Origin of the sequence: Streptomyces sp. MB09-02B (assembly GCF_033794485.1) — a bacterium.
GTDB lineage: Bacteria > Actinomycetota > Actinomycetes > Streptomycetales > Streptomycetaceae > Streptomyces.
Genome location: NZ_JARGEE010000274.1, coordinates 1 through 12,318 on the forward strand (window position 1 = coordinate 1; position 12,318 = coordinate 12,318).

A 12,318-nucleotide genomic window follows, 5' to 3' on the forward strand; every position below is an offset into this window, starting at 1 on the left:
GCCCCTACCCGTCCCTCCCCCACTCTCGGCTTCGCTCGAGCGGGAGGTGCCCCCACCAAGGCGCTGCGCCCCTTTGACCCCCAAGCGTCCCTCCGGTGGGGGCTGGTCGCGCAGTTCCCCGCGCCCCTGAAAAGCAGGGGCTGCGCCCCGTGCTTTTCAGGCCCGTCGCCGGTCGCCTTTCAGGGTCACGGGGGCCTGGTCTATCAGGGGCGCGGGGAACTGCGCGAGAAGCCCCACTCAGCCGCAGCCGACAACCGACGCTCTCAGTACTCCGTCACCTTGCCCGCCTCCACCGCGAAGCGCCTCGTGACCCTTACCGCCTCCAGCATGCGGCGGTCGTGGGTCACCAGGAGCAGCGTGCCCTCGTAGGAGTCCAGGGCCGTCTCCAGTTGCTCGATCGCCGGGAGGTCCAGGTGGTTCGTGGGCTCGTCGAGGATCAGGAGGTTGACGCCTCGGCCCTGGAGCAGGGCCAGGGCGGCGCGGGTGCGTTCGCCCGGGGAGAGGGTGATCGCCGGGCGTAGGACGTGGGCCGCCTTGAGGCCGAACTTGGCGAGCAGGGTGCGGACCTCGGCGGGCTCGGTGTCGGGGACGGCCGCGCAGAAGGCGTCGAGGAGGGACTCGGGGCCGTGGAAGAGGGCGCGGGCCTGGTCGACCTCGCCGACCAGGACACCGGAGCCCAGGGCGGCGTGGCCCGAGTCCAGGGGGACCCGGCCGAGGAGTGCGCCGAGGAGCGTCGACTTGCCGGCGCCGTTCGCGCCGGTGATGGCGACGCGGTCCGCCCAGTCGATCTGCAGGGAGACCGGGCCGAAGGCGAAGTCGCCGCGCCGTACCTCCGCGTCGCGCATCGTGGCGACCACGGCACCGGAGCGCGGGCCCGCCGCGATCTCCATGCGCAGCTCCCACTCCTTGCGCGGCTCCTCCACCACGTCGAGCCGTTCGATCATGCGCTGGGTCTGCCGGGCCTTCGCGGCCTGCTTCTCGCTCGCCTCGCTGCGGAACTTGCGGCCGATCTTGTCGTTGTCGTTGCTCGCCTTGCGCCGCGCGTTCTTGACGCCCTTGTCCATCCACGAGCGCTGCATCTGGGCGCGGTCCTGGAGCGCGGCCCTTTTGTCGGCGTAATCCTCGTAGTCGTCACGGGCGTGCCGGCGGGCCGTCTCGCGCTCCTCCAGGTAGGCCTCGTATCCGCCGCCGTAGAGGGTGATCTGGTTCTGGGCGAGGTCGAGTTCGAGGACCTTGGTGACCGTGCGGGTGAGGAACTCACGGTCGTGGCTGACGACGACGGTGCCCGCGCGCAGGCCGGAGACGAAGCGTTCGAGTCGATCCAGGCCGTCCAGGTCGAGGTCGTTGGTGGGCTCGTCGAGGAGGAAGACGTCGTAGCGGGAGAGGAGGAGGGAGGCGAGTCCGGCGCGGGCGGCCTGGCCGCCGGAGAGGCCGGTCATGGGCTGGTCCAGGTCGACGCCGAGGCCCAGGGTGTCGGCGACCTCCTCCGCACGCTCGTCGAGGTCGGCGCCGCCCAGGTCGAGCCAGCGCTCCAGGCTCACCGAGTACGCGTCGTCGGCGCCCGGCGCGCCCTCCACCAGCGCCTGGGTGGCCTCGTCCATCACCCGCTGGGCCTCCGCCACCCCCGTGCGCCGCGCCAGGAACTCCCGGACGGTCTCGCCCTCCCGCCGCTCCGGCTCCTGGGGCAGGTGTCCCACGGTCGCCGTGGGCGGGGACAGTCGCAGCTCACCCTCCTCCGGCGGGAGCAGACCCGCGAGCAGGCGCAGCAGCGTGGACTTTCCGGCGCCGTTGGCACCGACCAGACCGATCACATCACCGGGGGCGACGACGAGGTCCAGCCCGGAGAAGAGCGGGCGGTCGCCGTGTCCGGCGGCGAGGTTCTTGACGACGAGGGTGGCGGTCACAGGGGGCGATCCTAACGACAGGGTGACGCCCGGGTCGCGCCGGACCGGTCGGAGCGGTTTCAGCGGCCCATCGGTTCCACCAGCACCGTCCCCGAGGTGCGGGCCACGATGAACGATTCTCCCTTCACCGCTTTCGGGTCCAGGCCGATGCGGTGCCGGCCCGCCGGGAGGATGCCGTCGAAGAAGCGGTAGGTGTGGGGGCGGTAGAGACGGTCGCGGCGGTAGGCGGTGAGCTCCACCCGGCAGGTGGAGGTGATCTCGATGCCGGCCTGCCCGTCGGCGGCGACGAGACGGGTGAGGCGGCGCTGTTCGGCCGGACTGCGGTCGAGGGCGTGTTCGATCTGCGCGACGAGGAGAGGGATGATCGGGGCGAGCCCGTCGACGTACGCGACCTGGACTCCCGCGCGGTCGAAGGCCAGTCGCACGGCCTCCCTGTCCGCCTCGCCCACGGCCCGGCCGAAGGCCACCGCGCCGTAGGCGCGCAGTTCCTCCGGGGGCACGCCGGTGGCGTCCTGCGCTATGTCGGCGCCGATCCCGATGGCGCGCAGGGCGGCGGCGAGTCTGGCCAGCACGGCGACGCGGGCGCCGATGAGGAGGACCCGCCGGGCCGACGGCTCGGCGCCCGACTCGCGCAGCAGGGACCGCAGGGCGCCGCGGTACTCGGAACCGTGGAAGCGGAAGGGACCGATGCCGGTGTAGCCGTTGAGCTTGAGGTCGGCCTGCTCCTCCGTCTGCCAGGCGAAGTCCCGCCACACGAAGTCGTCGCCGTCCCGCTCTATCACCGCGGTCACCGCTCCGCAGGCGAGGTCGGCGCATTCGGGACAGCCGTAGATGACGTAACGGCCGCTGGTCAGGGGTGCCTCGGCCTCCAGGAGCAGACTGCGGACCTGGGCGGTGAAGATCGAGGGCGGGACGTCGGAGGCGAGGGGGGAGACGGCGTCGAGGTCGGAGAGCTGGAACAGCAGCGGGCGTCCGTCGACGATGAAGTCCACGAAGTCCCGGTGCACTTGGTAATCACCGTTGGCGAGGACGCCACCGGCTCGCATCGCCGGTGCCAGGCCGAAGGTCGCGTACTCGGCAGACATGGTGTGAGTATCCCCACAAAGGCAGACTTGTGCGCACGGCAGGACATATTCCGTTAACGTCCCCGGGTGACCAGTGAATCGAACAGTGATGTGATCGTGGTCGGTGGCGGAGTGGTCGGCCTCACGACCGCCGTCGTTCTGGCGGAGAGCGGCAGGCGCGTCCGGGTGTGGGCGCGGGAGCCCGGGGAGCGCACGACGTCCGGGGTCGCGGGTGGACTGTGGTGGCCGTACCGGATCGAGCCGGTGGAACTGGTCGGCGCGTGGGCGCTCGACACCCTCGCCGTGTACGAGGCGCTGGTGGACCGTCCGGGCGAGACAGGCGTACGCATGGTCGAGGGCGTACATGGCGAGACGTCGCTGGACGGGCTCGGCGCGTGGGCCTCGCGCGTGGCCGGGCTGCGCGTGGCGACGGCCGGGGAGTACCCGGGGGTCGGCCTGTGGGCGCGGCTGCCGCTGATCGACATGCCGGTGCATCTGCGCTGGCTGCGCGAGCGGTTCCTCGCGGCGGGCGGCGCCGTGGAGGAGCGCACGGTGACCGACCTCGCGGCGGTCGACGCGCCCGTGGTCGTCAACTGCACGGGGCTCGGCGCCCGGGAGCTGGTGCCGGATCCCTCCCTACGGCCGGTGCGGGGGCAGCTGGTCGTCGTGGAGAACCCCGGGGTCACCACCTGGCTCACCTCGGTGGACCACTCCGGTTCCAAGAGCACGTACTTCATTCCGCAGCCGGGCGGGTTGATCCTCGGCGGTACGGCGGAGGAGGACGCCTGGTCGCTGACGCCGGACCCGGTGATCGCGGAGGAGATCGTGCAGCGGTGCGCGGCGGTTCGGCCCGAGATCGCCGGGGCGCGGGTCATCGAGCACCGCGTCGGGCTGCGGCCCTCGCGCCCGGCGGTCCGTCTGGAGCGCGAACTCCTGCCGGGCGGGAGGGTGTTGGTGCACAACTACGGCCACGGTGGGGCGGGGGTCACGGTGGCGTGGGGATGCGCGAGGGAGGCCGCGCGGCTCGCCGCCGTCTGAGCACTGCCCCGGGCCGGTCGCGGTCCGATCACCGCCGCCGCCCGCTCCGGCTCCGGGCGGACCGGCGGTCGGTCGGCCGCGGGTCGTGGGGGCCGGTCGCGCGGTCCCCCGCGCCCCTGAAGGGGCGCGGCACGCCGGCCCCGGCGCTTGCCTACTCCGTGCGATGGCCGATCGGGTCCCCCTCGATCTCCGTCCCCTGGCCCGGCCCGACCCTGATCTCGAACTCGCCGTCGTAGCGCTTGTGGCCCTCGATGACGGCCAGTTCGACCGCTTCGGAGGCCATCTCCTCGCGGACCATCACCGGGTCCCGGCGCAGGTCGCGCATCATGGCGACGCACATGCCGATCATCACCAGGACGAACGGTGCGGCGGCCAGGATCGTGAGGTTCTGCAGGCCGGTGAGCGCGTCTCCCTGGCCGCTGCCGACGAGGAGCATGATCGCGGCGACGGCCCCGGTGACGATGCCCCAGAAGACGACGACGAAGCGGCCGGGTTCGAGCGCGCCGCGCTGGGAGAGCGTGCCCATGACGATGGACGCGGCGTCGGCGCCGGAGACGAAGAAGATACCGACCAGGATCATCACGAGCAGACTGGAGACCGTGGCGAGGGGGAACTCGTGCAGGACGGCGAAGAGCTGGCCCTCGGGCGTGGCCTCCTCACCGAGCCGGCCCTGCCCCTGAAGCCTCATCGCCGTGCCGCCGAAGACCGCGAACCAGACGAGGCTGACCGTGCTGGGCACGAGGATGACACCGCCGACGAACTGGCGGATGGTGCGGCCGCGGCTGATGCGGGCGATGAACATGCCGACGAAGGGGGTCCAGGAGATCCACCACGCCCAGTAGAAGACGGTCCAGCTGCCGAGCCAGTCGGCGACACCCTCTCCGCCGGACGCCTCGGTGCGGCCGGCGAGCTGGGGCAGGTCGCCGAGGTAGGAGAAGAGCGAGGTGGGCAGGAGGTCGAGGACCAGGATGGTGGGTCCGGCGACGAAGACGAAGAGCACGAGCAGCAGGGCCAGCACCATGTTGGTGTTGGACAGCCACTGGATGCCCTTCTCCACCCCGGAGACCGCGGAGGCGACGAAGGCCAGGGTCAGGACGGCGATGATGGCGACGAGCAGGCCGGTGCCGACCTTGTCCATCCAGTTCAGTTCGCGGAAGCCGGAGCCGATCTGGAGGGCGCCGAGGCCCAGGGAGGCGGCCGAACCGAAGATCGTGGCGATGATCGCCAGGATGTCGATGGCCCGGCCGACGCCGCCGCTCGCGTGCTTCTCGCCGATCAGCGGGGTGAAGACGGCGCTGATGGTCTGGCGGCGCTGCTTGCGGAAGGTGCTGTAGGCGATGCCGAGGCCGACCACGGCGTAGATCGCCCAGGGGTGCAGCGTCCAGTGGAACAGGGTGGTCGCCATCGCCGTCTCCATGCGCTCGCCGGAGCCCTGGGGGTCGGTGCCCGGCGGGGGCGAGGTGTAGTGGGCGAGGGGCTCGCTGACGCCGTAGAACATCAGGCCGATGCCCATGCCGGCGCTGAACATCATGGCGACCCAGGAGACCGTGCGGAACTCGGGTTTCTCGCCCTCGACGCCGAGGTGGATGCGGCCGTAGCGGCTGACCGCGAGCCACAGGGCGAAGACGACGAAGCAGGAGGCGGCCAGCATGAACGCCCAGCCACCGTTGTGGATCAGGCCGCTCAGCATCTTGCCGGAGGCGGTTTCGAGCGCGTCGGTCCAGATGGCGCCCCAGAGCACGAAGGCCAGGGTGAGCGCCGCCGTCACACCGAACACGACGCGGTCCGTCCGGGGCCGCCCGCCGCCGGGGAGACCCGCCTCCGAACCTGGAAGCGCGCCTCCCCCGTGGTGGGTGGTGCGATGATCGTGCGTCACAGGTGGAACCTTTCAGCGAGTGGCTGGAACTGACCTTCTCCTGCCCAGGAACCCCTACCACATGTGACCTCGATCCTTACTTGTTCAACAGGCGGTGTCGGGCACCCCCTCGGTCAGGCGGTACGGCGCCCGCTCGTCGAGCAGCAGCGGGACCAGCGCCCGCAACTGCTGGCGCAGCGGTACGAGGACGCCGTCCCCGTCGCCGTCACCGTTGCTTTCCGGCCGCACGCGGACGCCGTGCAGCGCCAGCTCGTCGGCGAACTCCTCGTACTGCTGTGTGGTGAGCCGGTAGCCGCAGGGCGGGTCCTGGATCACCTCCGCCGGTTCGGCGGGGTCGTTGTCGGCGCCGCCGACATAGACCGGGCCGGTGTCGCGGAGTCCGGCCAGACGGGCCGCGCCGGTCACCCGGTCGACCTGTCGGCCGCGTTCGGCGGCGAAGCCGAACAGCCCTTCCAGAGCGGCGAGTTGGGAGTTCACCCGGCGCAGGTTGTTGACCGGTTCCGGGGTGTCGGCCGTCAAGGGTTCCACCCTGCTCTCGATCAGCAGCCCGACCGAGTGCTTGACACCGGACATGTTGCGCAGGATGCGTTCCTGGCCGTCGCCGGCGACCTGGCGGATCGGGTCGCCGGTGACCGGGTCGGTCCAGATGCCGTAGGTGCCGGTCGAGTGGCCCGCGGCCTGGGCGGCCGGGCGTACGTGGTCGAGGGACAGGGTGTGTGCCTCGTCGTGGACGGCCGGGTCGGTGTTGAGGTTGCGCGGCCAGAGGTCGAAGAGGTCCTTGTCGTAGTACTGCGGGGTGGCACCGTATTCGTGCAGGTCGTAGACGATGTCGGGCTTGCGGTCGCGCAGGACGGCGGCGAGGGCCCGCGCCTCGGCGGTCCGCAGGGCGAGGTGGTCGCGGTTGATGTCGACGCCGTCGGCGTTCCCCCGGGTGCCGGCGGCCCGGCCGTCGGGGTTGGCGGTGGGGACGACGAGCACGGTGGTGGATCTCAGCAGCCGTTCGGTCCGCTCGTCCCTGGCGAAGGCGAGGTCGCGCAGGGTGGTGAGGCAGGCCTCGCGACCGGAGGGTTCGTCGCCGTGCTGGCTGCAGATGAGCAGGACCGTGCGCGAGGTGGGGCGGGTGCCGATACGGACGAGCTGGAGCGGGCGGCCCTGCTCTGTCGTGCCGATCCGGGTCGTCGCCACCCGGTCGCTCGCCCGGTCGACGGCGGCCAGGAACGCCTGCTCCTCGGGCTGACCGGTCCAACGGGCGCCGCCCGACCGCTCGAATCCCGTGCGCGGCGGGGTGGTGTCCGTCGCGTGCGCGGGCGTGGACAGCAGGGGCACCGCGAGCGCCGTGGCGAGCAGTGCCGCGATGCGGGCCCTCACGCGCCACCGCCCGGGATACGGGTGGCCCGGCTCGGGTCGCGTACGCCGTCGAGGACCGAGGCCTCCGGGCTGGCGGTGGTGCCCGAGGTGGCCTTCGCGAAGGCCGCGCCGCCGCCGACCAGCGGGACCTGCGCGGAGGTGCGCCTGAGGTCGATGGTCAGGGTGGGGGTGCTCGACGGCGGGTCGATGAGGTCCTCGTCGGTGCCCGCGATGATCAGTGCGAGGCGGTGCCCCGCCGGGACGACGTGATCGCTCGCGTGCAGGTCGAGGGTGATCGTGTACGGGGTGCCGGGGGTGAGCGGGGCTCCCGTGGCGGAGGAGTGGTTGCCGAGGTCGGCCCAGCCGCGACTGAAGATCGTGTAGTCGACGTCCGCGGTCTTGGCCTTCGTCTCCCGGAAGCAGGAGCTGTCGCCGGTGGTGCTCGGGCCCCAGCAGGTGCGCTCGGTGAGCGTGGTGATCCCCTCGCCGGTGGTGGCGTAGTCACGGATGGTGTCCGGGCCGAGGTCCACGAGGACCGCCGAGAGGTGGGCGCTGGAGGTGGTCGGCGTGGTGGTGACGGTCACCTTGGAGGAGCCGGACAGGCGCAGGTCCTCGGTGAGGGGCGCGGTGACGAAGCCCGCCTTCTCCGGGGTGGACCTGTCGACGTGCGCGGCCCAGTCGGTCTCGTTCAAGGCGGGGTCGTCGGTGAAGGTCTCGGTGCCGGACCGTTTGCGCAGGCCGAGGGTGCCGACGCCGGGTTCGCTGCCCTCGGCGGGGCGGAGGGTCGTGGCCTCGGTGGCGCGCGGCGGCCAGACCCTGGACGTCTCCCACTGGTCCGGGTGGCGTTCGATGTCGGCCATCGGCTCGTCGTCGATGCCGTTGTCGTAGCCGAGGAGTTCGTGGTCGAACCAGCGGTGCAGGGTGTCGACCCAGGCGGCGCGGCGGAAGTCGAAGGGGTCGACGTGGCCGACCTCGGAGAGCCAGATCTTGCGCTCGACGCCGTGCTTCGCGAGCGCGTCCCACCACTGGCCGAAGTGCTTGGCGCGGACGTTGAGGTCCTGCTGGCCGTGGACCACGAAGACACTGGCGTCGATCTTCCGGACGTCCTTGACGTGGTCCCGCTCGGTCCACAGCGGGGTCCAGTCGCCGGTGCGCGGGGCGCCGTCGACGAGTTGCTGCTGGACATGGCCGCACTTGGCGCGGGCCTCGGGACTCTCCACATAGTTCGAGAGCCACTCGGGGCCCGAGTTGTAGAGGGGGGCACCCTTGGCGAAGTAGTAGTCGTACCAGGAGGAGATCGCGCCGATCGGGACGATCGTCTCCAGGCCCTCGACGCCGGTGGCGGCCACGCCGTTGGCGATCGTGCCGTCGTAGCTCTTGCCGATCATGCCGGTTTTGCCGTCGGTCCAGCCGGCCTTGGCCTTCGTGCTGCCCGTGCGGGTGGTATACGCCCGGCCGCGGCCGTTGAGCCAGTCGACGACCGCCTTCGCCGACTGGACGTCGGAGCGGCCGCCGACGTCCACACAGCCGTCGGAGCGGTTGGTTCCGGCGAGGTCGACGGCGACGAAGGCGTAGCCGCGGGGCACGAAGTAGTTGTCGTAGAACAGCGGCATCTGGACGACGTTCCCGTTCGCGTCGTACGTCTTGCGCTGACTCTCGTTGCCGCGTCCACAGCAGGAGTAGTAAGGGCTGGCGTCCATGATCACGGGGATCTTGCGGCCCTGCCGGGCGGGTTCACTCGGGCGGACGATGTCGACGGCGACCCGGTCCGGCTTCCCGTCGCGGTCGCCGTCCAGTCCCGTGTCCACCCAGACGGATTCGCGGACGGCGTCGTCGTACGAGTAGACCGGCTCGCTCTTGCGGGGGGCCGGGGTGCCGGCGGCCGCCGGAGTGAGGAACGTGGCGGCCAGGGCGGCGGCCGTGGCGGCCGTCGCGAGCGATCTCCAGGTCGTGAAGCGTGCGCGTCGCACAGGTATCGGCATGCGCGGACGGTACTGCGGTCAACTCCCGTGCGACAGAGGGACTGTTGGGGACTCGTGGGACTTCGGCCACGGTGTGGCCGGGAAGGGGGTATGGGTCCGCATCACTCGTGACGACGGAACGGCGATCCTGCGACAGGGGCTTCTGCACCGCAGACTCATCGCCCCGGGCGCGTGCCGCAGGTTCGTCGTGACTGGTTCACCAACGCGCCGGACGCCGACGCGCGGGCGTGCGGCGCGGTTCCCCGCGCCCCTGGAAGGTGGGCTTCCCCCCTCCTTCAGGGGCGTGGGTGGACCTTTGTCTCGATCTGTTCCCCGATGATTCTGCTCGCCAGGTCCGAGGCCAGTTCGGCTACGTGGACGCGGAGTTCGGCCTCGGCTCTGGCTCGGTCCGCCGCCAGGTGGGCGTGGCCCTCGGTGAGGAGGGTGGAGTACTCGCGTCGGCCTTCGGCGCGGGCCTCGGCGATCAGGGCCGTGCCCTGCTCGAAGGCCCGCTGGCGGATTCGGGCGGCCTCGTGCCTGGCTTCGGCCAGGGCCTGCGCCACCTCCGCCCGCTTGACGCGGGCCTGCTCCCCGAGGGCTTCGGCCTCGGCCTCGGTCCCCTTGGTCGCGGCCTCCCGTTCGTCCAGGACGCGCTGGATCCGGGGCACGGACCGGACGAAGAAGAGGAACACGAGCGCGAACAGCACCGCCGCGACGACGAGTTCCCCCACGACGGGGTTCAACGGGCCGATGTCCATCGGGAGGAGATCCATACCGGTGCCCTACCCGTTCCCGGGCGTGCGGTACCGCGCGCCGACCACGGATCAGTCCCCGTGGTCGTACACCGTCACCTCTGTCCCGCGCCGGACCAGCCGGTCGAGGATCAGGGGCTCGACCCGGGACCACTTGCCGCCGGCGAGTCCGCAGCCGATGCGCGGCATGTGGACCGAGGCATCCAGCTCCAGGGCCTTGTCGGCGAGCAGGCCGAGGGCCGTGTCGATGGCCTCGTAGCGAACGGGCACCCCCTTGCTGCCGGTGCGGATACCGCGCTGGCCTATCAGGTTGGCGACCCAGGTGTAGGGGCCGACCTGGACGAACTGGGCGGCGCCGAGTCCGAAGTCGTTGGTCGCGCGGTCGCGGTGCCAGGCGCGGTAGGCGGCCTCCGGCTCCGGCCAACGGCGGGACAGGGCGAGGACGAAGCCCTTGCCCCAGCCACCCAGGTCGTTGCTGACATGGGCGATGACCTTGACCCCCTTGCCCAGCGGCACGGTCGCATCGCCCCGGACGTACGTGATCCCCGACATGACGCCACCGTACGGGGCGGCACTGACAATCAGTCGGTGTCGGCCGAGGTGCCACGGCAGTGATGGGGCGGCGATACTGCTGTGCATGACGACCGACATCGGGGAGAGCTCCGGCTCCGGCTCCGGCTCCGGCTCCGGCTCCGGCTCCGAGGAGATCGTTCTCACCGTCGACGAGCTGGCCGCGCGGGCGGGCGTCACGGTGCGTACGGTCCGCTTCTACGGCACCCGGGGCCTGTTGCCGCCGCCGGAGATCGGACCCCGCCGGGTCGGCCGGTACGGTCGGGAGCACCTGGCCCGGCTCGCGCTGATCGAGGAGCTGCAGCGGCAGGGCATGACCCTGGCGGCCATCGAGGAGTACCTGCGACGGCTTCCGCCGGACCTCACCCCGCGCGATCTCGCGCTCCAGCGCGCGGTGGTGGCCTCATGGGCGCCGGACGCGGTGGCGACGGTCACGCGGGAGGAGCTCGACCGGCGGGCGGGGCGGGCCCTCGGCGAGGAGGACGTCGAACGGCTCGTGGCGATGGGCGTGGTCGAACCGGACGGCGACGGTCTCCGGGTGGACCCGGGGCTGCTGCGGCTGGGCGTGGAGCTGCTCGGCGTACCGCTGTCGGAGGAGTCGATCCGCGCCGCGCGGACCGTGTTGATCGAGCACTCGCGCGCGGCGGCCCAGGAGTTGTCGCGGCTCTTCCGCGACGCGGTGGAGGAACGCGATCCACAGGCCGTGAAATCCCTGTCGGTCCATATGCAACCGCTCGTGGTGCAGGCGCTGTTGACGACCTTTCAGCGGTCCCTGAAGGACGAGCTGCGCCAGTGGGCGGCGGAGGACTGAACCGCGGGGGTCACCGCACGGCCCGGTCCAGGTGGGTGATGACGGCGGGCACGTCGTCGCTCTCGGTGCTCCGGATCAGCTGCAGGGCGGGACGGACGAGCCCGCCGGGGCGGGCGATCAACCGGGCGAGGACGGCGGCACGGATGTCGAGCCGCTCGATGGTGGCCGCGCGCTCCTCCTCGTCCTGGCCGGCGAGCAGCACCGCGTTGAACCAGGCCTCCTCCCTCGACCGCCGGACGCTGAAGTCGAGGATCCGCTCGTCGGTGCGGGCTCCGATCTGGTCCAGCAGCGACATCAGGGGCGACAGGGCGCCGAGCGATTCCTGCACGGCCAGCACGACCCGTCCGAGGATGTCGTTGATCAGCAGGAAGTCGCGCCGCAGGGCGTGGATGTCCTCGCCGGGGCTGGTCCGCGCAGCGGCGACGGCCAGGTCCAGGTTGATGTGCGCGTTCACGCCGAGGAGCAGGTGCTGGACGATGACGGTGTCGGCGTCGTCGAGCAGCCCGAACGTCTCGCGCCAGCAGCGCGGCCCGCTCCGGTCGCGGCGCCAGGCGTCGTACGCCTCGAAGTAGCGGTTGCCGAAGAGGGTGTCGAAGCGGTCCATCCGGGCACCGTCGTCGAACAAACCCTCGTGAATGGCCCTGCGGACCTCGACCGTCACTTGGCGGTACAGCGCCGCGAAGTACCCCACCCGATCACCGCCCCGCCGCGCCTCCCGCACGACCCCGGCGAGCCCGTCCACAACCTCGTCGATGTTCCCGGCCACCACCACGCTCAACTCCCTCCCACGACCCCATGGTTGGACCACACTCGACCAAACCCGAGCGCTTTGCCAGAGGCACGGCGAACCGCGCCCCGCCAAGGGCGCGGGGAACTGCGCGAGAAGCCCCACCCGCCCGCAGCCGAAGAACACACCGAGGGGGTCGAAGGGGCGCAGCCCCTGGATGGGGGCACCTCCCGCTCGAGCGAAGCCGAGAGTGGGGGAGGGACGGGTA

Annotated in this window: 10 protein-coding genes; 2 read left to right on the forward strand and 8 right to left on the reverse strand. The window is 71.7% G+C overall.

The features are described from left to right. Nucleotides 1-263 precede the first annotated feature (263 nt). Together P1P70_RS30230 and P1P70_RS30235 are read right to left on the reverse strand one after the other, a co-directional pair. Nucleotides 264-1,904, reverse strand: coding sequence for an ABC-F family ATP-binding cassette domain-containing protein (locus tag P1P70_RS30230; protein ID WP_319243353.1), 1,641 nt, complete (start codon nucleotides 1,902-1,904; stop codon nucleotides 264-266). Nucleotides 1,905-1,963: 59 nt separating this feature from the next. Continuing rightward, entirely contained in the window at nucleotides 1,964-2,989 is a 1,026-nt protein-coding gene (locus P1P70_RS30235; protein ID WP_319243356.1) for an oxidoreductase, read from the reverse strand. 66 nt (nucleotides 2,990-3,055) lie between these two features. Between P1P70_RS30235 and P1P70_RS30240 the strand changes: the two genes are divergently transcribed. Beyond that, entirely contained in the window at nucleotides 3,056-4,006 is a 951-nt protein-coding gene (locus P1P70_RS30240) for an FAD-dependent oxidoreductase (RefSeq protein ID WP_319243358.1), read from the forward strand. Between the two features lie 151 nt (nucleotides 4,007-4,157). Here P1P70_RS30240 and P1P70_RS30245 read toward each other — a convergent pair whose 3' ends face one another. From P1P70_RS30245 to P1P70_RS30265, 5 genes are all read right to left on the reverse strand, one after another. After that, nucleotides 4,158-5,882: a BCCT family transporter gene (locus P1P70_RS30245; RefSeq protein WP_319243361.1), complete on the reverse strand. Its 1,725-nt coding sequence runs from the start codon at nucleotides 5,880-5,882 to the stop codon at nucleotides 4,158-4,160. 84 nt (nucleotides 5,883-5,966) lie between these two features. Further along, the gene (locus tag P1P70_RS30250) at nucleotides 5,967-7,250 is read right to left on the reverse strand and encodes a M14 family metallocarboxypeptidase (protein ID WP_319243363.1); all 1,284 of its coding nucleotides are present in this window, start codon (nucleotides 7,248-7,250) and stop codon (nucleotides 5,967-5,969) included. Further along, complete coding sequence (locus P1P70_RS30255) at nucleotides 7,247-9,211, reverse strand: Xaa-Pro dipeptidyl-peptidase (RefSeq protein WP_319243366.1); 1,965 nt, start codon at nucleotides 9,209-9,211, stop codon at nucleotides 7,247-7,249. The genes P1P70_RS30250 and P1P70_RS30255 overlap by 4 nt, the downstream gene beginning before the upstream one ends. 275 nt (nucleotides 9,212-9,486) lie before the next feature. Then, nucleotides 9,487-9,963 (reverse strand): hypothetical protein, encoded by a 477-nt coding sequence (locus P1P70_RS30260; RefSeq protein WP_319243369.1) that lies wholly within the window; start codon nucleotides 9,961-9,963, stop codon nucleotides 9,487-9,489. Nucleotides 9,964-10,014: 51 nt separating this feature from the next. Next, nucleotides 10,015-10,494 (reverse strand): macro domain-containing protein, encoded by a 480-nt coding sequence (locus P1P70_RS30265; RefSeq protein ID WP_319243372.1) that lies wholly within the window; start codon nucleotides 10,492-10,494, stop codon nucleotides 10,015-10,017. 85 nt (nucleotides 10,495-10,579) lie between these two features. On the opposite strand from P1P70_RS30265, the gene P1P70_RS30270 reads away from it, so the two are divergent. After that, nucleotides 10,580-11,323, forward strand: a complete 744-nt coding sequence (locus P1P70_RS30270; RefSeq protein WP_319243374.1) for a MerR family transcriptional regulator — start codon at nucleotides 10,580-10,582, stop codon at nucleotides 11,321-11,323. Between the two features lie 10 nt (nucleotides 11,324-11,333). Here the strand turns inward: P1P70_RS30270 and P1P70_RS30275 are convergent, their stop codons facing one another. Beyond that, nucleotides 11,334-12,095 carry a DUF5995 family protein gene (locus tag P1P70_RS30275; protein WP_319243376.1) on the reverse strand — a complete coding sequence of 254 codons (762 nt, stop codon included), beginning with the start codon at nucleotides 12,093-12,095 and terminating at the stop codon, nucleotides 11,334-11,336. Nucleotides 12,096-12,318: the final 223 nt, after the last annotated feature.

What these genes read in the sequence shown, in the direction of transcription:
- P1P70_RS30270 (WP_319243374.1), top strand. Translation starts at nt 10,580, where the DNA reads ATGACGACCGACATCGGGGAGAGCTCCGGCTCCGGCTCCGGCTCCGGC.
- P1P70_RS30235 (WP_319243356.1), bottom strand. Translation starts at nt 2,989, where the DNA reads ATGTCTGCCGAGTACGCGACCTTCGGCCTGGCACCGGCGATGCGAGCC.
- P1P70_RS30260 (WP_319243369.1), bottom strand. Translation starts at nt 9,963, where the DNA reads ATGGATCTCCTCCCGATGGACATCGGCCCGTTGAACCCCGTCGTGGGG.
- P1P70_RS30265 (WP_319243372.1), bottom strand. Translation starts at nt 10,494, where the DNA reads ATGTCGGGGATCACGTACGTCCGGGGCGATGCGACCGTGCCGCTGGGC.
- P1P70_RS30255 (WP_319243366.1), bottom strand. Translation starts at nt 9,211, where the DNA reads ATGCCGATACCTGTGCGACGCGCACGCTTCACGACCTGGAGATCGCTC.